This is a genomic window from Rhodococcus olei, from assembly GCF_039540555.1.
Taxonomy (GTDB): domain Bacteria; phylum Actinomycetota; class Actinomycetes; order Mycobacteriales; family Mycobacteriaceae; genus Rhodococcus_G; species Rhodococcus_G olei.
The window spans coordinates 22,836-47,848 of sequence record NZ_BAABFB010000049.1 but is presented as its reverse complement, the minus strand read 5'-3'; the positions used below and the strand labels follow the sequence as shown (position 1 = coordinate 47,848).

Below are 25,013 nucleotides of genomic sequence, written 5' to 3'. Positions count from 1 at the left end.
GCAGTCGCAGCCGGCGAACGCGATCGCGAAGGCGTGTGCGCGGGAGGGCATCGACCCGAAGGACCTGGATCTGGTCGAGATCAACGAGGCGTTCGCCGCGGTCGGCATCGTGTCGGCCCGGGAGCTGGGCATCGACCCGGAGAGGGTGAACGTCAACGGCGGCGCGATCGCGCTCGGTCACCCGCTGGGGATGTCGGGTGCGCGGATCGCGCTGCACCTGGCGCTGGAGCTGGGCCGTCGTGGCGGTGGTGTCGGTGCCGCGGCCCTGTGTGGTGGTGGCGGGCAGGGTGACGCACTGATCGTCCGGGTCCCGAAGAAGTAGGACGAGCGACTACAGGGCGTCGTAGATCACAGTCTGCGACGCCCTGTGCTCGGGCACAATGGAGCCCATGCCGACGATTCTCGACGTGTCCACCCCCGCGAAGCGCTTCCGACTTGTCGCCGTCTGGGAGGCCGTCACCTGGGCGATCCTGCTCGTTGCGATGTTCTTCAAGTGGGTCCTCGGATACGAGGAGGCCGTCCGGATCCCCGGCATGATCCACGGCGTCGCCGCGTTCATCCCGTTCGTGATCATCGCGCTGCTCACCGCGCGCTCGCTGAAGTGGAGCCTCGGCACCACGTTCTGGGCCCTGGTGTCCAGCGTGCCCCCGTTCGGTTCGGTGATCTTCGAGCGGTGGGCCGTCAACAACGGCCGGCTCGGTGAGCTGTCGGCGACCGCCGGTGCCGCCGCGCCCGCCGCTGCCGACCGCGAACTCGACGCCGTCTGACCCGACTTCGCGCCGCCCCCGAACCGCACACGGTCCGGGGGCGCAGTCGTTTCCGGGGCCGGTCCCGGGCACCGGCGGCCGGGACCGGAAGGCGGGGCCGCGCCTGTGACAGACTGGCATCGTGACTCGACCCGGTTCCCGTCAGCCCGCACCTCCGTCGGCCGCACTGGCGGCCGCCATGTCCGGCGCAGTGGATCTGTCCGGACTCAAGGACCGCCCGCAGCCGCCTCCGGCGCCGACCGCGGCGCCCGCGACCGGTGACGGCCCGGCGACCGGTCTGTCGCCGGTCGTGGAGATCACCGAGGCGTCGTTCGAGGCGGAGGTGCTCGAGCGGTCGCTGCAGGTCGTGGTGCTCGTCGCGCTGTGGTCGGCGCGCAGCGAGGCCAGTGCCGCGTTCACCCGCGAGCTCGAGGAGCTCGCGCGCGAGGGCAACGGCACGTGGGTGCTCGCGACGGTCGACGTCGACGCGAACATGCGGATCGCGCAGGCGTTCGGGGTCCAGGGCATCCCGACGGTGGTCGCGGTCGCGGCGGGTCAGCCGCTCGCCGACTTCCAGGGCGTCCAGCCGGTCGACCAGGTGCGCGGCTGGCTCGGCCAGGTGCTCGCCGCGACCGCGGGCAAGCTGTCGGGCCCGCCGCAGCCGGAGGGCGCCGAGCCGGAGCCGGAGGATCCCCGGTTCGTCGCCGCCGAGGACGCTCTCGCCGAGGGTGACCTCGACGGCGCCGACGCCGCGTACCAGGCGATCCTCGACGCGGAGCCGGGCAACAAGCAGGCCGTCGCCGCGCAGCGTCAGGTGCGTTTCCTGGCCCGGGTCCAGAACGTCGCGCCGGACGCGGTGGCGGCCGCGGCCGCGGAGCCGGCGAACGTCGCGGCCCAGCTCGACGCCGCGGACGCGCTGCTCTACACGCAGCAGGCGGAGGACGCGTTCACGGTGCTGATCGATGCGGTCAAGCGGTATGCCGGTGACGACAGGACGACGGTCCGTACCCGCCTGCTCGAGTTGTTCGAGCTCTTCGACCCGGCCGACCCGGTCGTCGTCGCGGCGCGCCGCAAGCTGGCGTCGGCGCTGTACTAGGGGCCGCGCAGCCGCGCTAGCCGTAGCGGTTGGCGCAGGCCTCGCGGCCGCCGAGCACGCCGGATCGGAAGGCGTCGACACGCGCGAATCCGCTGGGCACGGTGACCCCGTCGACGTCGCTGGCCATCAGGCCGTCGGTGAGCAACCCGGACGCGGCCTCGTCGAGGTCCCCGGGTGACAGGCTCAGCCGGCCCGCCTGCCCGACCGCGGTGGCCGCGGTCCACGCGCCGGACAGGCAGGCCGCGCGCAACGCGGTCTTCGGGTCGGTCAGCGAATCCCCGGCCGCCCGCTGCACGGCCAGCGTGTACCGCGACGCGACGAGCACATACGCGCCGAAATCGCCGCGGATGTCGGTCGAGAGGTCGTTCGGGTCACCGGCGTGCGGGGTGCCGCGCTCGACCAGGTCGGGCATCGAGACGCCGATCGTGTTGGTCGCCGGGCAGTACGACACCGGTTCGGTCGAGTGGGCGTCGGGGCATCCGGTGTCGGCCCCGGCGAACTCGACCCGCGGTGGATCGGTCAACGCGAACAGCGACTGCAGCGAGTCGACGGTCATCTGCACCGTCTGCTCGGTGACGGGCGTCTCGCCGGTGTCGGCGGCCGTCGTGAACTGCTGGGGCAGCTGCGCGCGCCGACCCTCGACCTCGGCCTCGTCGATCGCGGTGCAGGCGCGGGCACCGTCGGTGAATCCCATCTGGAACGCGGTGACCCGCTCGAACGCCGATCCGTGTACGGACTCGGGGTCGCTCGGGTCGATGTCGCGAACGGCGACCATCGCGGCCATCACCGAGTTCAGGCCGTCGGAGGTGTTGAGGGTGAAGTGCGCGGAGTCGCCGGCCGCGACGTACCGCATGTACGCGCCGGCGAAGCAGTCCGCCTGCTGTTCGAGCACCAGGGTGGGGTCGTCGTCGCCGGCGAGCCCGGAGTCGTGCTGGACGGCGTGGCCGTACTCGTGGGCCATCACCATCACGACCGACATCGGTCCGAACGTGTCCATCAGGGCGGGCAGCAGCGAGGTCCGGTCCCAGCCGATCGAGCCGTCCCCGGTGCAGTAGCCGGCATTGATTACACCGTGGGTGTTGTCGCCACAGAACGTCCCGGACTCGGCGGGAGCGACGTCGGGGTCCCAGGAGACCAGATCGGTGACGGGCCGGAAGGTCCCGGCGAACGCGTGCGGGTACGTGGAGCGCCAGAACGCGGTGATGTCGTCGACGGCGTTGGTGGCCAGGGTGTCGGCGGCCGATCCGTCGGCGCCCCGCACGGCCAGCGTGGACGGCGGCGCGTCGGGGCGCGGACCACTCGGACCGTCGGTGGCGGGCAGGCCGGCGACCGTGAACGGGTTGTCGTAGATCGACACCGGGCGGCCGTCGATCACCGACCCGCACCCGGCGAGCAGGGCGGCGCCGGCCACCGCCGCGGCGACCGCGAGCGGCAGGCGGGTCACGGCCGGTCCCGGCGCAGCCAGATCGCGGCGTTCGCCGGCAGTGTCACCTCGGCGGACGCCGGGCGGCCGTGCCAGGTGTCGGTGGTGGCGGTCACCCCTCCGAAGTTACCGACTCCGCCGCCGTGATAGGTCTCGGCGTCGGTGTTGAGAATCTCGGACCAGCGGCCCGGCTCGGGCAGCCCGACCCGGTACCGGTCGTGCCGGGTGCCCGAGAAGTTGAACAGGCAGGCCACGACCGAGCCGTCGGTGCCGTAGCGCAGGAAGCTGAGCACGTTGTTCTCGGTGTCGTTGGCGTCGATCCACGAGTAGCCGCCGGGCGAGGTGTCGAGCGTCCACAGCGCCGGAGCCGCCCGGTACACGGCGTTCAGGTCGCGGACCAGGGCGAGCACACCGCGTTGCAGGGCGCCGGTGTGCACGTCGTCGAGCTGGTGCCAGTCCAGGCCGAGCTCCTCGGACCACTCGGTGCGCTGCCCGAACTCCTGGCCCATGAACAGCAGTTGCTTGCCGGGGTGCGCCCACATGTAGGCGAGCAGCGCTCGCAGGCCGGCGGCCTTGGCGTGGTCGTCACCGGGCATCCGGGTCCACAGCGTGCCCTTGCCGTGCACGACCTCGTCGTGGCTGATCGGCAGCAGGTAGTTCTCGCTCCACGCGTACATCAACGAGAAGGTGATCTCGTGGTGGTGGAAGCTGCGGTGCACCGGATCGCGGCCGAGGTAGCCGAGGGTGTCGTGCATCCAGCCCATGTTCCACTTCATCGAGAACCCGAGACCGCCGACGGTGGTGGTGCGGGTGACCCCGGGCCAGGCGGTGGACTCCTCGGCGATCGTCACCACGCCCGGGTGGTGTTTGTGGACGGTGGCGTTCATCTCCTGGAGGAAGGCCACCGCCTCGAGGTTCTCGCGGCCACCGTGGGCGTTCGGGGTCCACCCGCCGGGCGGGCGGGAGTAGTCGAGGTAGAGCATCGAGGCGACCGCGTCCACGCGCAGACCGTCGACGTGGAACTCGTCGATCCAGTACCGCGCGTTCGCGACGAGGAAGTTGCGGACCTCGGGTCGGCCGAAGTCGAAAACGTAGGTGCCCCAGTCGAGCTGCTCACCCCGTTGGGGATCCGCGTGTTCGTAGAGCGGTTCGCCGTCGAAGCGGGCCAGCGCCCACTCGTCCTTCGGGAAGTGCGCCGGTACCCAGTCGACGATCACGCCGACGCCGGCCCGGTGCATCCGGTCGACGAAGGAACGGAAGTCGTCGGGGGTGCCGAACCGTGCGGTGGGGGCGTAGTACGAGGTCACCTGGTATCCCCAGGACCCGCCGTACGGGTGCTCGGCGACCGGCAGCAGCTCGACGTGGGTGAAGCCGGCCGCGGTGACGTGGTCGGCGAGCTGCTCGGCCAGTTCGAGATAGCCGAGACCGGGCCGCCACGACCCGAGGTGCACCTCGTAGACGCTCATCGGCTCCTGGTTCGGTTCCCGGTGCGCCCGCGCCGCGATCCAGTCCTCGTCGGTCCAGGTGTGCGTGGACCGGGTCACCCGGGACGCGGTCGCGGGTGGCACTTCGGTGGCGAACGCCATCGGGTCGGCCTTGTCCCGGACGGATCCGTCGCGGCAGTGGACGCGGAACTTGTACAGCTCGCCGGGGCCGATGCCGGGGACGAACACCTCCCAGACCCCGGTCGAGCCGAGCACGCGCATCGGGGCCTGCCGCCCGCCCCACCCGTCGAAGTCGCCCATCACGGCGACGCCGCGCGCGTTCGGCGCCCACACCGCGAACGAGGTCCCGGCGACCTCGCCGTCCGGAGTGGTGTAGCCGCGGGGGTGGGCGCCGAGCACCTCCCACAGCCGTTCGTGCCTGCCCTCACGCAGCAGGTGCAGGTCGAGCTCGCCGAGCGTCGGGAGGAAGCGGTAGCCGTCGGCGACCACGACGGTGTGGTCGCCGGGGTACTCGACCACGAGGCGGTAGTCGGCGAGATCGACAAACGGGACCACCGCGCCGAACACGCCGTCCGCGAGGTGGGCGAGCGGGTGGTCGACGCCGCCGATGCGGGCCGCGACCGCGACCGCGTGGGGGCGCAGGGCCCGGATCACGGTGCCGTCGGGGTGCGGGTGCGCGCCCAGCACCGAGTGCGGGTCGTGGTGGATGCCTGCCGTCAGACGGGCGAGGTCGTCGGGGGTCGGGGCCGCGCCGGGGCGCGGCGTGGCGGCGGTCACGAGACCGGCGGGCGGTGCGCCAGGTGCAGCCGCGCGGGGAGGGGGACCGGGGGCAGCGCGAGAATGTGTGCGACCGCGCGCCACGGCTCTAGGCGGATGAAATTGGTTTGGCCCCAGTGGAACTGCTCGCCCGACACCTCGTCGAGGACGGTGAGGTGGTCCTGCCAGTCGTGTCCGATCGCGGGCATGTCCAGCCAGATCATGCCCTGCTCGGCGCCGTACGGGTTGAGGTTGACGACGGTGAGCACCGCGTCCCCGGTCACCGGGTCGAACTTCGAGTACGCGATCAGCGAGTCGTTGTCGACGTGGTGGAAGGTGATGTTGCGCAACTGCTGCAGCGCGGGGTGTGCGCGGCGGATGCGGTTGAGCGTGGTGATCCACGGCTCGAGCGACTCGCCCCGGGCGCGGGCGCCGTCGAAGTCCCGCGGCCGCAGCTGGTACTTCTCCGAGTCCAGGTACTCCTCGCTGCCGGGACGCAGCGGGACGTGTTCGTAGAGTTCGTATCCCGAGTACACGCCCCACGTCGGCGCGAGGGTCGCCGCGAGTGCGGCCCGCACCGCGAACATGCCGGGGCCGCCCACCTGCAGCGACTCGTGCAGGATGTCCGGGGTGTTGACGAACAGGTTCGGCCGCGCCTCGTCGGCCTTCGCCGCGATCTCCAGGCCGAACTCCACCAGTTCCTGCTTGTGCACCCGCCAGGTGAAATACGTGTAGGACTGGGTGAAACCGCGTCTGGCGAGCCCGTACATCCGGGCCGGCCGGGTGAACGCCTCCGACAGGAACAGCACGTCGGGGTCGGTCACCTTGACCTCCGCGATCAACCACTCCCAGAAGTCCGGCGGCTTGGTGTGCGGGTTGTCGACCCGGAAGATCTTGACCCCGTTGTCGATCCAGAACCGCACCACGCGCAGCACCTCGGTGTAGATGCCGTCGCGGTCGTCGTCGAAGTTGATCGGGTAGATGTCCTGGTACTTCTTCGGCGGGTTCTCCGCGTAGGCGATCGTGCCGTCGGGCAGGACGGTGAACCATTCCGGGTGGGAGGCGGCCCACGGGTGGTCCGGGGCGCACTGCAGTGCGAGGTCGAGTGCGACCTCGAGCCCGAGTCGTCCGGCGCGCGCGACGAAGGCGCGGAAGTCCCGCAGGGTGCCGAGTTCCGGGTGGATCGCGTCGTGCCCGCCCTCCGCGGCCCCGATCGCCCACGGCGAGCCGACGTCGTCGGGGCCCGGGGTCAGGGAGTTGTTCGGGCCCTTGCGGTTCACCCGGCCGATCGGGTGGATCGGCGGCAGGTACACCACGTCGAAGCCCATCGCGGCGATCCTCGGGAGGTCGTTCGCCGCGGTGGCGAACGTGCCGTGCCGCGGCTTCCCCCCGGCGTCCCACCCGCCGGTCGAGCGGGGGAAGAACTCGTACCACGACCCGAACAGCGCCCGAGTGCGGTCCACCCACACCTGCAGGGGGCGGCCGCGGGTGAGCAGGTCCCGCAACGGGTGTGCGCGCAGCAGCTCGGTGACGGCGGGGGCGAACGCGGGTGCGACCCGCTCCGGCAGGTGGTGGCCGCCGCGCAGGGCGGCGGCGACCGCGAGGCAGCGGTGCCGGTCGCCGCGCGGCACCGACCGGGCCGCCCGCTCGAACAGCCGTGCCCCGGTCTCGAGGTCGTTCGCGAGTTCGGCCGCGCCCTGCCCGACCGCGAGTTTCACCTCGATCGCGTTGCGCCAGGTGGTGATCGGATCGCTCCAGCCCTCGACGCGGTAGCTCCAGATGCCCGGGCCGGTGGGGGTGAACGCGGCCGCGAACGTGTCGGGCAGCGGTCCCGGCACCATCGGGATGCGGATGCTGCGCGTGAAGCCGGGGCCGCGCACCGCCAGGGTGGCGGCCACCGCGTCGTGCCCCTCCCGCCACACCGTGGCGGACACCGGGAAGGTCTCGCCCACGACCGCCTTCGCCGGGAGGTGTCCGCCCGCGATCTCGGGGACGACGTCGTCGATGCCTATCCGCCCGGTCATGGAACAGACCTTACGGGTATCGGGCCGCTGCTCGCGCGTGACGAAGCGCCCGCGTACGACAGGACCGACCGCACGGGGGTCGGTAGTCTTCGCCTGGTGAAAGCCTTGCGTCGGTTCACCGTCCGTGCCCACCTGCCCGTCCGGCTGTCCGCTCTGGGAAAGCTGTCGACGAACCTGCGCTGGTCGTGGCATCCGCCGACGCAGGATCTGTTCGCCCGGATCGACCCGCGACTGTGGGCGGAGCTCCGTCACGACCCGGTCCGGATGCTCGGCGAGGTCGCCCCCGGGCGGCTCGACGAACTGGCCGCCGACGCCGGATTCGTCGCCGAACTCGACCGCCTCGAGGCCGATCTCGACGAGTACCTGGACCGGCCGCGGTGGTATCAGAACCAGCAGGCCGCCGGCGCCGACCTGGCCACCGGGATCGCCTACTTCTCGATGGAGTTCGGCGTCACCGAGGTGCTGCCGAACTACTCGGGCGGGCTCGGCATCCTGGCCGGCGACCACCTCAAGGCCGCCTCCGATCTCGGGGTGCCGTTGATCGGGGTCGGGTTGCTCTACCGGTCCGGCTACTTCCGGCAGTCGCTGACCGCCGACGGCTGGCAGGCCGAGCACTATCCGGCGCTCGACCCGCAGGGGCTGCCGCTGCGGCTGCTGACCGGTGCGGGCGGCGCGCCGGTTCTGCTGCACGTCGCGATGCCCGGTGGCCGGGTGCTGCGGGCCCGGGTGTGGGTCGCGCGGGTGGGCCGGGTGCCGCTGCTGCTGCTGGACTCGGACATCGCCGAGAACGACCCCGAACTGCGCGGGGTCACCGACCGGCTGTACGGCGGCGACCAGGACCACCGGATCAAGCAGGAGATCCTGGCCGGGATCGGCGGGGTGCGGGCGGTGCGGGCGTACACGCGCTCGGAGGGACTCGCCGACCCCGAGGTGTTCCACATGAACGAGGGTCACGCCGGGTTCCTCGGGGTGGAGCGGATCCGCGAGCTGGTCACCGGAGCCGGACTCGAGTTCGACGAGGCGCTGGCGGCGGTGCGCGCGTCGACCGTGTTCACCACCCACACCCCGGTGCCTGCCGGTATCGACCGGTTCCCGGTCGACCTGGTGCGGCACTACTTCGGGGCATCGGGCGGCGACGAGTCCGCGCTGATGCCCGGCCTGCGGGTCGATCGCATCGTCGAGCTGGGTCGTGAGGCGGACCCGTCGGTGTTCAACATGGCGCACATGGGCCTGCGGCTCGGCCAGCGTGCCAACGGGGTCTCGAAGCTGCACGGCATCGTCAGCCGGGAGATGTTCAACGGGCTGTGGCCGGGATTCGACGCGGCCGAGGTGCCGATCGGGTCGGTGACCAACGGGGTGCACGCGCCGACCTGGGCGGCCCGGGAGTGGATGGACCTGGCGCGCCGCACGGTCGGCCCCGAGCTGGTCGAGGAGGGCCGCGGGTGGGAGCAGCTCACCGGGATCCCGTCGGCCGAGTTGTGGGCGACCCGCACCGTCCTGCGCGGGCAGCTGGTCGACGAGGTCCGGCGGCGGGTGCGGGCCTCGTGGCTCGAACGCGGCGCCACCGACGCCGAACTGGGGTGGACCGCAGACGTTTTCGACCCGGACGTGCTGACCGTCGGATTCGCGCGGCGGGTGCCGACCTACAAGCGGCTGACCCTGATGCTGCGCGACCCCGAACGGCTGCGGGCGCTGCTGCTCGACCCGAAGCGGCCGGTGCAACTGGTGGTCGCGGGCAAGAGCCACCCGGCCGACGACGGCGGCAAGGCGCTGATCCAGCAGGTGGTGCGGTTCGCCGACGCGCACGACGTGCGGCACCGCATCGTCTTCCTGCCCGACTACGACATGTCGATGGCGCGGTTCCTGTACTGGGGCTGCGACGTGTGGCTGAACAACCCGCTGCGGCCGCTCGAGGCGTGCGGCACGTCGGGCATGAAGTCGGCACTCAACGGCGGGCTGAACCTGTCCATCCGGGACGGGTGGTGGGACGAGATGTTCGACGGTGAGAACGGGTGGGCGATCCCGACGGCGGACGGCGTGACCGACGAGGCACGGCGCGACGACCTCGAGGCGAACGCGCTGTACGAACTGCTCGAGCAGTCGGTGCTGCCGAAGTTCTACGACCGCGACGCGGACGGGGTCCCGGTGCGCTGGGTGGAGATGGTCCGGCACACGCTGCAGTCGCTGGGGCCGAAGGTGCTGGCGTCACGCATGGTTCGGGACTACGTCGTCGACTGGTACGCGCCCGCGGGCCGGGCGGGACGGGCCGCGGTGGCCGACGCGTATGCCGGCGCCCGGCAGGTCGCGCGCTTCCGGGCACGGGTCGAGGCGGCCTGGCCGGCGGTCCAGGTGGTCCAGGTCGACAGTTCCGGACTGCCCGACACCCCGGTCATCGGCGCGGACCTGTCACTGCGCGCGTACGTCCACCTCGGCGGACTCGACCCCGAGGAGGTGACCGTGCAGGCGGTGCTCGGGCGGGTCGGGCCGGACGACGACCTCACCGACGTCGTCACCGTCCCGATGAGCCACGCCGGGGCCGAGGAGCTGGGTCAGGTGTACGTCGTCGACACGCAGCTCCCGCGGTCGGGTGCCGTCGGGTACACCGTCCGCGTGCTGCCGCACCACGAGCTGCTGGCGGCGGATGCGGAGCCGGGCCTCGTCGCGATGCCGGCACGGTGACGGGAGACGACGATGGCCGACGACCTGCTCGCCGACTTCACCCGCGAGTCGTTCACGCACGCCGGAACGGCCCGCACGGTCTTCCGCTCGGGAACCGGCCCCGCCGTGATCGTGATCGCCGAGGTCCCGGGCATCACACCCAAGGTCGCGGCGTTCGCCCGCCGGGTCCGCGACCTCGGACTGACCGCGGTCCTGCCCGACCTGTTCGGGATCGCCGGGCGGGACCCGGACCCCGCGGCACACGGGCGGGTGGGGGCCGCGGCCTACGGCGTCCGGACGATGACCCACGTCTGCGTCAGCCGCGAGTTCACCATCTTCGCCACCGGCCGGAGCTCGCCGGTCGTGACGTGGCTGCGAGCGCTCGGCGCCCACGAGCACGAGCGCTGCGGCGGCCCCGGAATCGGCGCCATCGGGATGTGTCTCAGCGGGGGATTCGCTCTCGCGATGGCCACCGACGACCGGCTCGTCGCGCCGGTGCTGTCGCAGCCGTCGCTCCCGTTGGCGATCACGCCCGCCCGCCGGGCGACGGTCGACATCGGCCCCGACGAACTCGCGGTCGTCCGGCGGCGCTGCGCTGAGGGGCTCGAGGTGCTCGGGCTCCGCTTCCGCGGTGACCGATTCGTGCCGCCGGAACGGTTCGCGTTCCTGCGCCGGGAACTGGGCGATGCGTTCGTGGCCGTCGAACTCGACGACGCGGACGCCAACCCGGACGCCCTGCTCCCGCCGCATTCGGTGGTGACCGAGCACCTGATCGACGAACCGGGCCAGCCGACCAGGCAGGCGCTGGACGGGGTTCTCGAGCACTTCCGTCGGCGGCTGTTGCCGGCCGAGCCCCCGAACTGAGGGGGGCCCGCGGCCGGGATCACCGGGGCCGCAGCACCTTCGCGCCCAGGTACTCGCACACCTGCAGGGCCAGGGCGAGATCGAGTTTGCTGTGCGTACCCGGACCGGCCGCGGGGTCGCCCAGCGCTTTCGCGATGCGGTACTTGACGGTGTTGCGGTGCAGGTTCATTCGCTGTGCCGTGTGCAGGTGGCTCTCGCCGGTCGCGAAGTAGGTGCTCAGCGTGGCGCGCAGCGTCGCGGCCTGTTCGGTGTCCTCGGCGAGGGGTCCGAGCACCTCCCACACCCACGCCCGCGTCGAGTCCGGGTTCTCGGCGAGCAGCGAGACCACCGCGACGCCCCGGTCGCCGAAACCCACGACGGGTCGGGTCCCGGAACCCGGCATCGTCGCGACCGAGTACGCCGCCAGGGCCTGCTGATGCGATCGGCGGAACCCCGTCCTACCCGGCGTCGGCATGCCGAGGGCGACCCGGACTCCCGCGGGCACGGCGCCGGTGGCCACCACCTCGGCCGACGCGACCGCCGGTGCTTCCCGGTCGAAAGGCAGCCAGGCCCACAGGGTTTGCCGGTCGACCGCGGTCAGGATCGGCGGCCCGGCGGCGCCGAGCCGGGCCGCGAGTCCGCGCACGCAACGATCCAGCGCGCGCAGGTCCGCCGCGTCGTCGGTGGACCACACGATCATCGCGACGTGGGTTCGGGACAGCCGGTAGCCGGTGGCGCTCTCGAACGGCGCCGGATCGTCGGCCGCGCCCGCGAGGAGCGCGCGGATCGCGGACGAGTGGACGTCGGCCTGCGCACCGATCCAGCGGCGACGTTCGCGCTCGTACGTGTCGAAGACGTAGAGCGTGATCCAGTCGATGTAGCGGTAGGCGACGTCCGAGATGTACCTCACCACGTCGAGGGAGAGCCGGGTCGGCAGGTCGAGCGCGGTGACCGCGTCGTGGCAGGTGCGCAGCAGAACGTCCTGGCCCATGTGGTAGGCCCGGACGAGGGAGTGGGACGGGACGTCCCGCTGCGCCAACCGCAGCGCGTACTCGACCGCCGCGGTCGTCGGCTGCAGGTGGTCGACCGGGATGTCGTTGGCGAGCACGTGGATGATCGTCGCGACGTTGCCCGCGACGCTCGCCTCGAGCAGCTCGACGAGTTTCGGATCCGCGTCGAGCTGGTCGATCTCGCGGGCGAGCAGGGCACTCATCGACCGGGTGATCTCGGTCTTGCGGGCGTCGAGGTCGTGCGCGATCGCGACGACGATCGCGCGGACCTCGTCGTCCGCCGACACGGGCACCGACGCCGCCTCGCTCACAGCACCTCGGCCCCGGTCCGCCGCAGACGGCGCAACGCGGACTCGGCCGCGTTGAACCCGCACATCCCGTGCGCTCCGGCCCCGGGCGGGGTCGACGCCGAACACAGGTAGGTGCCCGGGACGCCGGTGGCGTACGGGTCCAGCGCGATCCGCGGGCGCAGGACCACCTGCGTCTCGGTGTTCGCGCCCCCGATGATGTCGCCGCCCACGTAGTTCGGGTTGGACGCGGCCAGCCGCGCCGGCCCGGCCGCGGTGGTGGCGACGACCCGGTCCCGGAACCCCGGCGCGAAACGTTCGATCTGCGCGAGCACCGACTCGGTGGCGTCACCGGAATAGCCGTGCGGGACATGGGCATACGCGTACACCGGGTTCAGTCCGTCCCGGGAGCGGGTCGGGTCGGCGACGTACTGCTGGCCGAGCAGGACGAACGGCCGCTGCGGCATCCGGCCCGCCGTCACGTCGCGCTCGGCCGCGGCGACCTCGGCGAACGTCCCGCCCAGGTGCACGGTCCCGGCCCGGCCGCACGCCGGGTCCGTCCACGGGATCGGTCCCTGCACCGCGAAATCCACCTTGAACGCCGCCGCCCCGTGCCGGAACCGGCGGTAGGCGCGGGCGACCCGCGCGGGCACCCGGTCCCCGAGCACCTCGAGCGCGGCCGCGGGAGCGAGGTCGAGAAGGACGACGTCGGCCGGCGGGATGTCCCGTGCACTCCGGACCCGGACGCCGGTGCTGATCTTCCCGCCGTGATCGGTCAGCATCGCGGCGAGCGCGTCCGCGATCGCGCGGGACCCGCCCTCGGCCACCGGCCACCCGTACCGGTGCCCGGCGGCGGCGATCATCAGCCCGACCGCCGAGGTCGCCGGCCGGTCGAGCCGGTAGTAGGCGTGCGCGGCGACCCCGCCGTACAGGGCCCGGGCCCGTTCGGTGCGCAGCCACCGCGCGGTGACCGTCGCCGGGAGCAGCGCCCGCGGCCCGAACGCCGCGAGCCGGACCGGGTGCCGGGGCACGCGCGCGATCGGCCGCATCAGGTCGGCGGCGAGGTCGTCGAAGCCGGTGGCCAGGTCGCCGACGAGGCGCCGCCACCGCGGACCGTCGGCCCCGAGTCCCGCGGCCGTGGCGTCCAGGGACCGGTACAGCAGGCCGGCCGTGCCGTCGTCGAGAGGGTGGGCGCAGTCGATCTCCGGCCACCGCCAGCGCAGCCCGTACCGGTCGAGACCGAGCGTCTGCAGGTACGGCGAGCCCGCGCCCATCGGGTGGAACGCCGAGCACTCGTCGTGGATCAGGCCGGGGACGGTCAGCTCCGCGGAGCGGGTGCCGCCGCCGATCCGGTCGGCGGCCTCGAGGACGTGCACCTCGACGCCGCTGCGGGCGAGGTGGACCGCGGCAGCGAGCCCGTTCGGCCCGCTGCCGACGACGACCGCGGTGGTCACGGCTGCACCGCCTTGTTCACCCTCATCTGCGGCTCCTCGATGTGTCCGGGATCGGTTTCCGCGCGGTTCGCGTCCACCTCCAGTGTCCACCGGACGTCGAACGGGATGGGACCGTTCGGCAGCCACGGCTGCTCCGCGATCGCGTCCGACACCCGGTAGGTGCCGCGTTCGATGACGCCGAGCGCGGCGTCGATCACCTTGTACTCCTGCACACCCTTGTGGATCGGCTGCGACTCGATCCAGGCGACGAGGAACTCACCCGGCGCGAAGTTGCAGCGGCGCTGGATCGCGGCGATCAGGTGCTCGTCGTGCAGGTGGCCGTCGCCGAAGTTGAACGCCGCGACCGAGTTGCAGCTGAACTCGCCGTCCCGCAGCGCGTAGGTGTCGATGTCCTCGCCGAGGTGATTGATCATCAGCGAGTACAGGGCCCGGCCCTGGCTGTGCATCGCCCGCCAGCCGAGAATCTGGTGGATCAGCACGTCGGCGACGTCGGGCGGGTACGACGCGAGCAGCTGGGCGCGGGTCATCTTCGCCGGCCGCGGGATGCACTCGTCGATCCGGTCCTCCACGCCCGGGGCGAACGCCCACGTGGCCGACGCCCAGTTGCCCGCGTACTGCCGCATCGACGGCAGGAACGAGACCAGGTCGGGACGCAGGTTGCCGAGGACCGGGAAGAACAGCAGGGCCGCCACGATCACCGCGGTCAGCCACGGCGACGACATGTCCGTGACGCCGTAGCCCTCCCACGACGGGAACCCGAGGAACAGGAACACCGAGGCGTACGCGAACAGCAGGTTCCACTCGAGCGGTACCGCGAGCGGGAACGTGGACAGGATGAAGAGGTGGAACGCGACCATCAGGACCACCGCGAGGAGCGTGACCGTCCGGTTGGTCGAGAAGAGCAGCACGAGCGGGGTGACGACCTCGACGAGGGTGCCGAGCACGTGCGCGACCCCACCGGCGGCCCGCGACGGCAGCAGGTCGTGCGGGAAGTTGCGGTAGTGGGCCCGCTTGACCTGCTTCGACAGCATCCACGGGGTGTTGCTCAGCATCGGCGGCACCACCATCGAGAAGTGGTGTCCCAGCTTCGAGACGCCGGCGCCGACCCACACCGTCACGATCAGCAGCTTGAGCGCGACGATCATGTCCACGAACGGCAGCGTCGCGAAGAACACCATCGCCGGCAGGTACTGCTCGCCGCGGGCGGCGATGAAGATCACCTTGTCCCGCAGGCCGAGCAGGATCAGCAGCGCGATCGCCGGGAACACGACCGCTGGGCGCACCAGGCCGGAGTTGTCGGCGACCGCCGCGTCAAGGGAGGCGGTGTGGACGCCCGGAAGTGCCAGGGACACAACGAGAGTGGCCAGCAGTGCCAGGTACAGGGCGACGTCGACCGGGGTGCGGGTGTCGCCGGAGGTCAACGGCACCTTGCCGGGCCACGGTGGCAGCCGGATCGTTCCCGGGCGCAGCCAGTACAGGATGCCGCCGGTCATCGGCGAGAAGTGGCCGGCCAGCGGACCCCACGACCCGGCGAGGCCGACCGACTCGAGCAGCACCGTCCAGAGGATCAGTTTCTGGTAGACGATCGGGTCGTTCCACCAGTCGCCGACGTGGAGCGGGTTCAGGCCGGAGGTGAGTGTCGCGATCGTGACACCCGCGCCGAGGTAGAGCACCAGGAGCTTGACGATGTAGATGGCGTGCACCATCTTCGGGGTTCCGAATCCGTGGTCGACCCAGTGGGTGGTCGTGGCCCGCAGGCGGTCACGGAACGGTCGGTCGAGGAAGGTCGCCGGATCGACCTCGGGGAAGTTGCCGGTCTTGAATCCCATTGGATGCTCCTGGGTTTCGGGTGTTGCGGGGTTTCGGGCAGGGGTCATCGCCTCGGGTGTCGCCCCGAGGTGCCGTGGTGGCCGTCGAGTCAGACGGTCGCGGGGGAGTGCCGGCGTCGCAGCCCGGGCTTGTCGATCTTGCCGACCGGGTTGCGCGGCAGGTCGTCCGTCACGTGGATCTGCACGGGCAGTTTGACTTTCGCGAGTCGCTCGCGCAGGTGTCCGGCGAGGTCGTCGGCGGTGGTGTCGGCGTCCGGATACGTGACGACGTAGGCGACGGGCACCTCGCCGTACACCCGGTGCGGCGCGCCGATCACCGCGGCCTCGAGAACGCCCTCGTGGGTGGCCAGCGCGTTCTCGATCTCCTTCGGGTAGATGTTCTCGCCACCGCGGATGATCATGTCCTTGATCCGGTCCACGAGGGTGAGATAGCCGTCCTCGTCGAGACGGCCGACGTCGCCGGTGTGCAGCCAGCCGTCGACCACCGTCCGGGCGGTCTCGTCCGGGCGGCCGAGGTAGCCGGCCATCACGTTCGGCCCGGCGATCAGGACCTCGCCGACCGTCCCGGTCGGCAGGAACCGTCCGTCCGCATCGGCGATCGCGATGCGCTGACCGGGCATCGCCGGTCCGACGGTCCCGGGCTTGCGGGGGCCGGCGATCGGGTTGCACGCAGACGCGCAGGTGCCCTCGGTCAGGCCGTAGCCCTCGACCACGACGAGACCGAGCCGCTGCTCCACGCGAGCGAGCAGTTCCTTCGAGATCGGCGCCGCACCGCACACCGCCAGTCGCAGCGACGACAGGTCGTGCTCGGTGCCCTCGGCCTGCGAGACCAGCAGTGCGTAGATCGTCGGTACCGCAGAGAAGTACGTGGGCCGCAGCCGGGCGACGTCGTCGAAGAACCGGGATGCCGAGAAGTGTCCGGTGATGCTGAGCTGCGCACCGACCCGCATTGGCGTCAGGAAGCTGACGCAGATCGCGTTCACGTGAAACAACGGCAGCACCAGCATGCAGTGGTCGTCGCTCGTCAGCTCGAAGGCCGCGACCGTCGAGCCGGTCATGAAGTCCAGGTTGTCGTGGGTGAGCATCACGCCCTTCGGCCGGCCCGTCGACCCCGACGTGTAGATCAGCAACGCCAGGTCCGGACCGGACGGTGGCCCGGGCGGGGTCCATGCGGGGTCGGGGTCGACGGCCATGTCCGCGACGGTGATCGAGGGGCGGCCGGCGGTGGGGGAGTCGGTGTCCCGGGTGACCACGAGAACCGCTGCGGCGTCGTCGATCTGGTATCCGGCCTCGTCGGCGGTGAACGCCGGGTTCACCGGGGTCGCGGCGGCGCCGAGACGCCACGCCGCCATCAGCGCGATCAGGAGTTCGACCCGGTTCGGCAGCATCACCGCGACGGTGTCGCCGGCGCGTACCCCGGACCGGTCCAGCTGCGCCGCGAACGCGTCGACGCGGTCCGCGAACGCCCGGTAGGTCAGTTCGATGTGATCGTCACGCACACAGGGGAGTTCGCCGTACTCGGCTGCCCGGTCCCACGCGAAATAGCTCATGTTCACCACGTTCTCGCAATCCGTTCGGTGTGTGATCACCGACACTATTGACGCGGTGGAGCGGGTGAAACGGTCCGCGAGGCCAGACTTCCTCCGCGGGGTTGTCCTCCGGGCACAAAGGCCCGCCGGCGCCGGCGAGCGAGTGTCACCCCCACCGGGGTGACACTCACGGGCGGCGCAGCCGCTCCAGCGCTTTGCGGACGACGACCGGGTCGGACGTCTCCCAGAACGGCGGCAGGGAGGCCCGCAGGTACCCGCCGTACCGGGCGGTGGCCAGCCGGGAGTCGAGCATCGCGACCACGCCCTTGTCGTCGACGCTGCGCAGCAGGCGGCCCACCCCCTGCGCCAGCAGCAGTGCCGCGTGGTTGGCCGAGACCGCGAGAAAGCCGTTGCCGCCGCGGGATTCGACGGCCCGCTGGCGTGCGGCGAGCAGCGGGTCGTCGGGGCGCGGGAACGGGATCCGGTCCAGGATCACCAGCGACAGCGACGGCCCCGGCACGTCCACGCCCTGCCACAGCGACAGCGTGCCGAACAGCGACGTCGCCTCGTCCTCGGCGAACTTGCGCACGAGTTGTCCGGTGGCGTCCTCGCCCTGGCACAGCACCGGGGTGTCGAGCCGGGTGCGCATCTCGGCGGCCGCCGCCTTCGCCGCCCGCGTCGACGAGAACAGCCCGAGCGTGCGGCCGCCGGCGGCGGTGATCAACTCCTCGATCTCGTCGAGGACCCGCGGGGTCAACCCGTCGCGCCCCGGCGCCGGAAGATGCTTGGCCACGTACAGGATTCCGGCCTTCGCGTGGTCGAACGGCGACCCCACGTCGACCGCGTTCCACTTGACCGTCGACTCGTCGGACGGTGCCTCGGTGCCGGTCGCCATCGCGGTGTCGCTGCGCACCGGGGCCTGCGCGGGCAGCCCCCACTCGACGGCCAGGCCGTCGAACGACCCGCCGACCGTCAGCGTCGCGGAGGTCAGCACCACGGTCGACTCGTCGAACAGCCGCGTCCGCAGCAGGCCGCCGACCGACAGCGGCGCGATCCGGACCAGCTTCCCGCGGCGCTCCTCGTCGGCCAGCCACACCACGTCCCGGCGCTTCGCCGGGTCGGGTTCGTCGAACGCGGTGAGCACCCGCACCGCGCTGTCGTGCACCTCGTCGACCGCGGACAGGGCCGCCGCGCGGGCCGCCGCCGACTCCGGGTCCGCCGCCGCCTGCCCGGGCCGGGACGGGCCGATCGCGGTCCGTACCGCCCACGCCGCGTCCCGGACCAGGGCCAACGCGTGTCCGGCGCCGTCGGGCAGCTGCTCCCAGCGCCCCGCGGGCAGCTCGTCGAGCACCGCCGCCCACGCCTCCGACGACGCCTCCAACCGGTCGGCGTCCTGCTCCTCGACCAGCTTCACGCAGCGGCGGGCCGCCGCGCCGATCGTCGACGGCGCCAGCTCCGCGGTCGCGACCCCGGTCACCCGGTCCACCAGCTCGTGGGCCTCGTCGATCACCACCACGTCGTGTTCGGGCAGCACCGCGATCCCGGAGATCGCGTCGATCGCGAGCAACGCGTGATTGGTGACGACGACGTCGACCTGCGCGGCCTCGGTGCGGGCCCGTTCGGCGAAGCAGTCCTCGCCGATCGGACAGCGGGACTTGCCGAGACACTCGCGCGAGGTGACACTGACCTGCCGCCACGCCTGGTCGCTGACACCCGGCACCAGCTCGTCGCGGTCGCCGGTCTCGGTGTCCGACGACCACGCGGTCAGCCGCTGCACCTCCCGGCCGAGCCGTGACACCGCGAACGCGTCGAACAGCTCCGTCTCCGGCGCCGGCTGGTCGGCCATTCCGGTGTGCACCTTGTTCATGCACAGGTAGTTGTTGCGGCCCTTGAGGATTGCGAATCGCAGCTCGCGGCCGAGTGCCTTCTTCAGGGCCTTCGCCAGTCGGGGGAGGTCGCGGTCGACGAGCTGACGCTGCAGCGCGATCGTCGCGGTCGAGATCACCACCGTCCGGCCCGACTGCACCGCGTGCCGCACGCTCGGCACCAGATACGCGAGCGACTTGCCGGTGCCGGTGCCGGCCTGCACGGCCAGGTGCTCACCGGACTCGATCGAGTGCGCGACCGCCGACGCCATCGTCAGCTGGTTTCGCCGCTCCGTGCCGCCGAGGGCGTGCACCGCCTCGGACAGCAACTCGGGGACGGTGGGGAGTTCGCGCACCGGACCAGCCTACTGTCCGCGGTCGGGTGCTCCTGTCACCGTCCGCGACGCGGCCGGCCGGCGGCCGTGCGGCGCGGCGGGGGAGCCGACCACCCGACGAGGGTGACGCCTGCGGTCTGCATCGCGTCCAGCGCGGACCGCACCGTGTCCGGCGCCACCCCGGCCGTGTAGTCCAGCAGCACGCGGGTGTCGAAGCCCTCCCGGACGGCGTCCATCGCGGTCGCGCGGACGCAGTGGTCGGTGGCGATGCCGACCACGTCGACGGCGGTGATGCCGTGGTCCTGCAGCCAGTCCGACAGCGAGTCGCCGTCGGCGCTGCTGCCCTCGAAGCCGGAATACGCGGCCGCGTAGTTGCCCTTGCCGAAGACCTCCTGGACCGCCGAGACGTCCAGCGCCGGATGGAAGTCGCTTCCGGATGTACCGACCACGCAGTGCGGCGGCCAGCTGTCCCGGAAGTCGGGGCGCGCGGAGAAGTGCGGCCCGGGGTCGATGTGCCGGTCCGCGGTCGCGACGATCGCGGCGTACCGCGGTCTGCCGGGGGTGGCGAGGTACTCGGTGATCGCCTCCGCGACCGCCGCGCCGCCCGTCACCGCGAGGGAGCCGCCCTCGCAGAAGTCGTTCTGGACGTCCACGATCACGAGGGCCCGCTTGTCGTTGCTCATGTCGTCCTCCTTCAACCGACGAAACGGGTGGGCACGGCCGGGTCGCCGTGAGAGAGCTTCAGACCCTCCCAGGGCAGGCTCACCAGGTTGCGGGCCACCAGGTCCCGGCTCTCGGTCAGGGTCGGCAGATCGGGTTCGCGGACCCCGTCGCGGATCATCGGGATCGTCAGCGGGCGACCGGTGAGTCCGTCGGACTCCGGGACCGGCACGGAGGTTCGGTACACGACCTCCTCGACGATCGTCCCCGTCGACCGGGCGAACCGGATCGCGGACTTGGTCCCGCCCTTCGACACCTTGTGGCTGCTGCGCTTCTCCACGGGAACCCCGTCCACCTCCACCAGCTTGTAGACCATGCCCGCGGTGGGGGCGCCGGAGCCGGTGACCAGCGCGGTCCCCACACCGTAAGTGTCCACCGGTTCGGCGCGCAGCGCCGCGATCGCGTACTCGTCGAGGTCGCCCGACACCACGATCTGCGTCCCGGTCGCGCCGAGGGAGTCGAGCTGCCCCCGAACCTCCCGGGCCCAGACCCCCAGGTCACCGGAGTCGATCCGGACGGCGCCGAGCTCCGGGCCCGCGACCTCGATCGCCGTCGCCACGCCCTCGGTGATGTCGTAGGTGTCCACCAGCAGGGTCGTCTTCACCCCGAGCGTCGCGACCTGACCGCGGAACGCGGCGGCCTCGTCCGGCCGGCCGTCGGCGGTGGTGTGCAGCAGCGTGTACGCGTGTGCGCTGGTGCCCGCCGCCGGGATCCCGTGCCGGCGGGCGGCCTCGAGATTCGAGGTCGCGGTGAAGCCGGCCAGATAGGCGGCCCGGGCGCACGCGACCGCGGATTCCTCGTGCGCGCGCCGGGACCCCATCTCGATCAGCCTCCGCCCGTCCGCGGCCCTGACCATCCGGGCCGCCGCGGACGCGATCGCGCTGTCGTGGTTGAGAATCGACAGGATCACCGTCTCGAGCAGGACGCATTCGGCGAACGTGCCGCGCACCGACAGGATCGGCGAACCGGGGAAGTACAGCTCGCCCTCCCGGTATCCGTCGACGTCACCGGAGAACCGGTGGTCGCGCAGCCACCGCACCGTGCGCTCGTCGAGGAACTCGGACACCACGGCCAGTTCGGCGTCGCCGAACCGGAACCGCTCGATCGCGTCGATCACCCGCGCGGTGCCGCCCACGACCCCGTACCGGCGGCCGTCCGGCAGTCGGCGAGCGAACGCCTCGAACGTGCACCGACGGTCCGCGGAGCCGTCGGCCAGGGCGGCCGAGAGCATGGTCAGTTCGTACTTGTCGGTGAGCAGCGCGGTGCTCGTCGCGGATTCGGGCCGCTGCCAGTTCGTCACCCCGCACACCCTACGAGGGGGTGACACCACCGGCCGACTGCGTCGCCGCGTTTTGATCGCCGGTGTTCATTTGGTCCGGATCCCGTCGTAGGCTGGTTGTATGGCTCCGCGCCCGTACATTTCACTGATGGCCGTACCGATGGCGAACATGCCGACGCCGGCGCCGACCGTGCTGCCCGAGCAGGCGGAGGTCACCGACGAGGACGAATCGCTGAATCGGCCCTGGGTGACGGTGGTGTGGGACGACCCGGTCAACCTCATGCACTACGTGACGTTCATCTTCCAGAAGCTGTTCGGCTACAGCAAGGCCAAGGCAACGGACCTGATGATGCAGGTGCACAAGGAGGGCAAGGCCGTCGTGTCGTCCGGCTCCCGGGACAAGATGGAGCACGACGTCCAGCGGCTGCATGCGGCCGGCCTGTGGGCCACCATGCAGAAGGACAGCTGAGCGGCACCGTCACATCGAAAGGGTCATCGGGTAATTCACCGTGCGCACATGGAGCCGTAGGAATTCACTGGGCGGCGTCAAGATCCGGTCCGAAATGGACGCTCGGGAGGCGTCGGTGCTGCGCTCCCTGGTGACGTCGGTGATGGGTCTGCTCGAGGACCGGTCGGCGTCCGCACCGTACGACGACCTCGCCGAACTGACGGGGCTGCGCACCGGTAACGCCACGCCGCCCGCCGACGCCACCCTCGCCCGGCTGCTGCCCGACTTCTTCGGCGCCGGCCGGGACGCGGTCGACCCCGAGTCCCGCGACGCCAACGCCAACGGCGCGCTGCGCAGTCTGTACGAACCGGAGATCATCGACGCCAAGGTCGCCGCCGGGACGGTGATCCTCGAGACGGTCCCCGCCGACGGCGGCAAGGTCGTGCTCACCCCGGAGCAGGCCGAGGCGTGGCTGTACGGACTCAACGACGTCCGGCTGGCGCTGGGCACCACGATCGGCATCGACGCCGACACCCCGGACGAACTGGACCCCGACGACCCGCGGGCGCCGCACCTCGACGTCTACCACTGGCTGACCTGGATGCAGGACTCCCTCGTTCAGGTGCTGCTGCCGTGACGGGGGCACCGGGGCCGCGCAACAGCCTGACCGACGTCGCGGGACTGCTCGTCGGGCACCACCAGGAACTCGACGCCGACGCGAGTCTCGGATCGGGTCGCGCCACCGGGTGCACGGTCGTCGTCGCCGAGAACGGTGCGACCGCCGCCGTCGACGTGCGAGGAGGCGGACCCGGCACCCGCGAGACGGATCTGCTCGATCCCAGCCACAGCGTGCAGCGGGTCAACGCCGTACTGCTCACCGGCGGCAGTGCCTACGGACTCGCCGCCGCCGACGGCGTCATGCGCTGGCTCGAAGAACGTGGTCGCGGCATCCCGATGGACGCCGACGGTCACGTCGTCCCGATCGTTCCGGGCGCGGTGATCTTCGACCTTCCGGTTGGGGACTGGGCGGTGCGCCCGACGCCCGACCACGGGTTCCTCGCCGCCGACACCGCGCACGCCGAGTTCAAACGCGGCAGCGTCGGGGCCGGAGCAGGGGCCCGCGCCGGCATCCTCAAGGGCGGGGTCGGGACCGCCAGCACCGTGCTCGGGCCCGGACCCGCCGAGGGGGCGACGGTCGGTGCGCTGGTCGTCGCGAACCCGGTCGGCTCGGTCTTCGATCCGGGCACCGGGCTGCCGTGGGGTGTCGGGACCGCCGACGCGGCCGCGTGGGGACTGCGCGTCCCGGACGCCGCGGACCTCGCCGCGGCACGGGAACTCGGCAGCAAGGGGACCGTGCTCAACACGACGATCGGCGTCGTCGCCACCGACGCGCCGCTGAGCAAGGCCGCGTGCCGGCGGGTCGCGGTCGCCGGGCACGACGGGCTCGCCCGCGCGATCCGGCCCGCGCACTCGCCCCTCGACGGCGACACCCTGTTCGCCCTGTCGACCGGAACCCATCCGCTGCCCGCACCGGCCGTGGCCCTGCCCGCGGCCTTCCCGGTGGATCTGCCTGCGCTCGACGCCGTCTGCGCCGCCGCCGCGGACGTCGTCTCGCGGGCCATCGTCGACGCGATCCTCACCGCGACCGCGGTCGCCGGGATCCCCGGCTACCGCGACCTGTTCCCGTCCGCGTTCGACGTCTGAGCTGGGTAGGCTCGGGGCATCGGTATTCGAGTCCCATCCCCGAGAAAGGGGCCCGCCGGACCATGACCCACCCGACGTCGCGTCACCCGGTCCCCGGACCGTCGAACGCGCCCGTGCCCGCGCGCCCGAACTGGCAGCAGGCGGCGATCACGATCAGCGCCTTCGTGGTCGGGCTGTACGTACTCGAATTCGCCGACATGGTCCTCGGCAACCGGCTCGACGCCGGCGGTGTCGAACCCCGCACCGTCGACGGACTCTGGGGCGTCGTGTTCGCCCCCGTCCTGCACTACGGCTGGGGCCACCTGGTGGCCAACACGATTCCGCTGCTGGTGCTCGGGTTCCTGGTGATGCTGTCCGGGATCGCGCGCGGGCTCACCGCGACCGCGATCATCTGGGTCGTCGGCGGCGTCGGCACCTGGCTGACCGGCGGATCCGGCACGAACCACCTCGGCGCGTCCGTGCTGGTGTTCGGCTGGCTCGCCTACCTGATCACCCGGGGCCTGTTCACCCGGCACTTCGGCCAGCTCGCACTCGGGCTGGTGGTGCTGCTCGTGTACGGCGGCATGCTGTGGGGCGTGCTGCCCGGCACGCCCGGGGTGTCCTGGCAGGGCCACCTGTTCGGTGCCGTCGGCGGGGTGCTCGCGGCGTGGCTGCTGGCGTCCGACGTGCGCGGCTCGCGGACGGCGAAGGCTCTCCCTCCGGTCGTGTGACGTCACGCTCACTGCGGCCCTGCCGCGGGTGTTCGTCTCGAATCCGGGCGATCCTTTTTCGCGACCGGCCGGGCGTGGCAGCATGACCCTATGCGCATCACCGTCCTGGGTTGTTCGGGCAGCGTCGGCGGGCCCGACTCGCCCGCGTCGGGGTACCTGCTCACCGCACCGGACACCCCTCCGGCGGTCATCGACTTCGGACCCGGAGTGCTCGGCGCCCTGCAGCGCTACGAGGACCCGGGTGCCGTGTCGATCTTCCTGACGCACCTGCACGCCGACCACTGCCTCGACCTGCCCGGGCTGCTGGTGTGGCGGCGCTACCACCCGAACCCGCCGCCGGGACGGGCCGTGATCTACGGGCCCACCGACACCCACCACCGGATCGGGGTCGCGTCCGCGGAGTGCGCCGGCGACCTCGACGACATCTCCGACACGATCGACCTGCGCAGGTTCACCGACGGCGGTGTCGTCGACCACGGGATCCTGACCGTGCAGTCGCGGCGCGTGTACCACCCGCCGGAGGCCTACGGGCTGCGGTTCACCGACCCGGACGGCCGGACGCTCGTCTACACCGGCGACACCGGGATGTGCGACGACGTCGTCGAACTCGCTCGCGGCGCCGACGTCCTGCTGTCCGAGGCCTCCTGGACCCACCACCCGGACCGGCCCGAGGGCATCCACCTGTCCGGCACCGAGGCCGGGCAGCTCGCGACCCGGGCCGGCGTCGGCGAACTGCTGTTGACGCACATTCCGCCGTGGACCTCGCGGGAGGACGTCATCGCCGAGGCGAAGGCCGAGTTCTCCGGACCCGTACACGCCGTCAGCGCCGGCGACGTCTTCGACATCTGAGCG

At 72.0% G+C, this 25,013-nt stretch carries 19 protein-coding genes and 1 pseudogene; 10 read left to right on the top strand and 10 right to left on the bottom strand.

From position 1 onward, the window contains the following. From ABD951_RS15545 to ABD951_RS15535, 3 genes and pseudogenes are all read left to right on the top strand, one after another. Positions 1–322 (top strand): annotated as a pseudogene (locus ABD951_RS15545) (acetyl-CoA C-acyltransferase); the annotation flags it as partial. 67 nt (positions 323–389) lie between these two features. Next, positions 390–767, top strand: a complete 378-nt coding sequence (locus ABD951_RS15540; protein ID WP_345346490.1) for a DUF3817 domain-containing protein — start codon at positions 390–392, stop codon at positions 765–767. A gap of 178 nt (positions 768–945) precedes the next feature. Further along, a complete protein-coding gene (locus ABD951_RS15535; RefSeq protein WP_345346499.1) occupies positions 946–1,842 on the top strand; it encodes a tetratricopeptide repeat protein in 897 nt (298 codons plus the stop codon). Between the two features lie 16 nt (positions 1,843–1,858). Here ABD951_RS15535 and ABD951_RS15530 read toward each other — a convergent pair whose 3' ends face one another. From ABD951_RS15530 to ABD951_RS15520, 3 genes are read right to left on the bottom strand one after another with little or no spacing between them, the layout of a single operon-like run. Further along, positions 1,859–3,286 (bottom strand): neutral zinc metallopeptidase, encoded by a 1,428-nt coding sequence (locus ABD951_RS15530; protein ID WP_345346487.1) that lies wholly within the window; start codon positions 3,284–3,286, stop codon positions 1,859–1,861. After that, positions 3,283–5,487 carry a 1,4-alpha-glucan branching protein GlgB gene (glgB, locus tag ABD951_RS15525; protein ID WP_345346484.1) on the bottom strand — a complete coding sequence of 735 codons (2,205 nt, stop codon included), beginning with the start codon at positions 5,485–5,487 and terminating at the stop codon, positions 3,283–3,285. The genes ABD951_RS15530 and glgB overlap by 4 nt, the downstream gene beginning before the upstream one ends. Continuing rightward, positions 5,484–7,490 (bottom strand): alpha-1,4-glucan--maltose-1-phosphate maltosyltransferase, encoded by a 2,007-nt coding sequence (locus tag ABD951_RS15520; protein WP_345346481.1) that lies wholly within the window; start codon positions 7,488–7,490, stop codon positions 5,484–5,486. Before ABD951_RS15520 ends, glgB begins: the two co-directional genes overlap by 4 nt. Before the next feature lie 96 nt (positions 7,491–7,586). On the opposite strand from ABD951_RS15520, the gene glgP reads away from it, so the two are divergent. Next, positions 7,587–10,169 carry an alpha-glucan family phosphorylase gene (gene glgP / locus ABD951_RS15515; protein WP_345346478.1) on the top strand — a complete coding sequence of 861 codons (2,583 nt, stop codon included), beginning with the start codon at positions 7,587–7,589 and terminating at the stop codon, positions 10,167–10,169. 12 nt (positions 10,170–10,181) lie between these two features. Next, positions 10,182–11,012 carry a dienelactone hydrolase family protein gene (locus ABD951_RS15510; protein WP_345346475.1) on the top strand — a complete coding sequence of 277 codons (831 nt, stop codon included), beginning with the start codon at positions 10,182–10,184 and terminating at the stop codon, positions 11,010–11,012. A 19-nt stretch (positions 11,013–11,031) separates the two neighbouring features. Here ABD951_RS15510 and ABD951_RS15505 read toward each other — a convergent pair whose 3' ends face one another. From ABD951_RS15505 to ABD951_RS15475, 7 genes are all read right to left on the bottom strand, one after another. Further along, on the bottom strand, positions 11,032–12,312 hold the full coding sequence (locus tag ABD951_RS15505) for a PucR family transcriptional regulator (RefSeq protein ID WP_345346472.1): 1,281 nt from the start codon (positions 12,310–12,312) through the stop codon (positions 11,032–11,034). Further along, positions 12,309–13,742 (bottom strand): phytoene desaturase family protein, encoded by a 1,434-nt coding sequence (locus ABD951_RS15500; protein ID WP_345346469.1) that lies wholly within the window; start codon positions 13,740–13,742, stop codon positions 12,309–12,311. Before ABD951_RS15500 ends, ABD951_RS15505 begins: the two co-directional genes overlap by 4 nt. Beyond that, positions 13,739–15,571 (bottom strand): DUF3556 domain-containing protein, encoded by a 1,833-nt coding sequence (locus ABD951_RS15495; protein WP_345346466.1) that lies wholly within the window; start codon positions 15,569–15,571, stop codon positions 13,739–13,741. Before ABD951_RS15495 ends, ABD951_RS15500 begins: the two co-directional genes overlap by 4 nt. Positions 15,572–15,660: 89 nt before the next feature. Then, entirely contained in the window at positions 15,661–17,121 is a 1,461-nt protein-coding gene (locus ABD951_RS15490) for a class I adenylate-forming enzyme family protein (protein ID WP_425569864.1), read from the bottom strand. 166 nt (positions 17,122–17,287) lie between these two features. After that, positions 17,288–19,321: an ATP-dependent DNA helicase gene (locus ABD951_RS15485; RefSeq protein WP_345346460.1), complete on the bottom strand. Its 2,034-nt coding sequence runs from the start codon at positions 19,319–19,321 to the stop codon at positions 17,288–17,290. A 35-nt stretch (positions 19,322–19,356) separates the two neighbouring features. Further along, positions 19,357–19,983, bottom strand: coding sequence for an isochorismatase family protein (locus ABD951_RS15480; protein WP_345346457.1), 627 nt, complete (start codon positions 19,981–19,983; stop codon positions 19,357–19,359). 11 nt (positions 19,984–19,994) lie between these two features. After that, on the bottom strand, positions 19,995–21,320 hold the full coding sequence (locus ABD951_RS15475; protein ID WP_345346454.1) for a nicotinate phosphoribosyltransferase: 1,326 nt from the start codon (positions 21,318–21,320) through the stop codon (positions 19,995–19,997). Between the two features lie 127 nt (positions 21,321–21,447). On the opposite strand from ABD951_RS15475, the gene clpS reads away from it, so the two are divergent. From clpS to ABD951_RS15450, 5 genes are all read left to right on the top strand, one after another. Then, positions 21,448–21,768: an ATP-dependent Clp protease adapter ClpS gene (gene clpS, locus ABD951_RS15470; RefSeq protein ID WP_425569863.1), complete on the top strand. Its 321-nt coding sequence runs from the start codon at positions 21,448–21,450 to the stop codon at positions 21,766–21,768. 40 nt (positions 21,769–21,808) lie between these two features. Beyond that, entirely contained in the window at positions 21,809–22,384 is a 576-nt protein-coding gene (gene aosR, locus ABD951_RS15465; protein WP_345346451.1) for an oxidative stress transcriptional regulator AosR, read from the top strand. Continuing rightward, positions 22,381–23,451, top strand: a complete 1,071-nt coding sequence (locus ABD951_RS15460; RefSeq protein ID WP_345346448.1) for a P1 family peptidase — start codon at positions 22,381–22,383, stop codon at positions 23,449–23,451. Before aosR ends, ABD951_RS15460 begins: the two co-directional genes overlap by 4 nt. Positions 23,452–23,513: 62 nt before the next feature. Next, the gene (locus ABD951_RS15455) at positions 23,514–24,161 is read left to right on the top strand and encodes a rhomboid family intramembrane serine protease (RefSeq protein ID WP_345346445.1); all 648 of its coding nucleotides are present in this window, start codon (positions 23,514–23,516) and stop codon (positions 24,159–24,161) included. Between the two features lie 90 nt (positions 24,162–24,251). Further along, positions 24,252–25,010 carry a cyclic nucleotide-degrading phosphodiesterase gene (locus ABD951_RS15450; protein ID WP_345346440.1) on the top strand — a complete coding sequence of 253 codons (759 nt, stop codon included), beginning with the start codon at positions 24,252–24,254 and terminating at the stop codon, positions 25,008–25,010. Positions 25,011–25,013 lie beyond the last annotated feature (3 nt).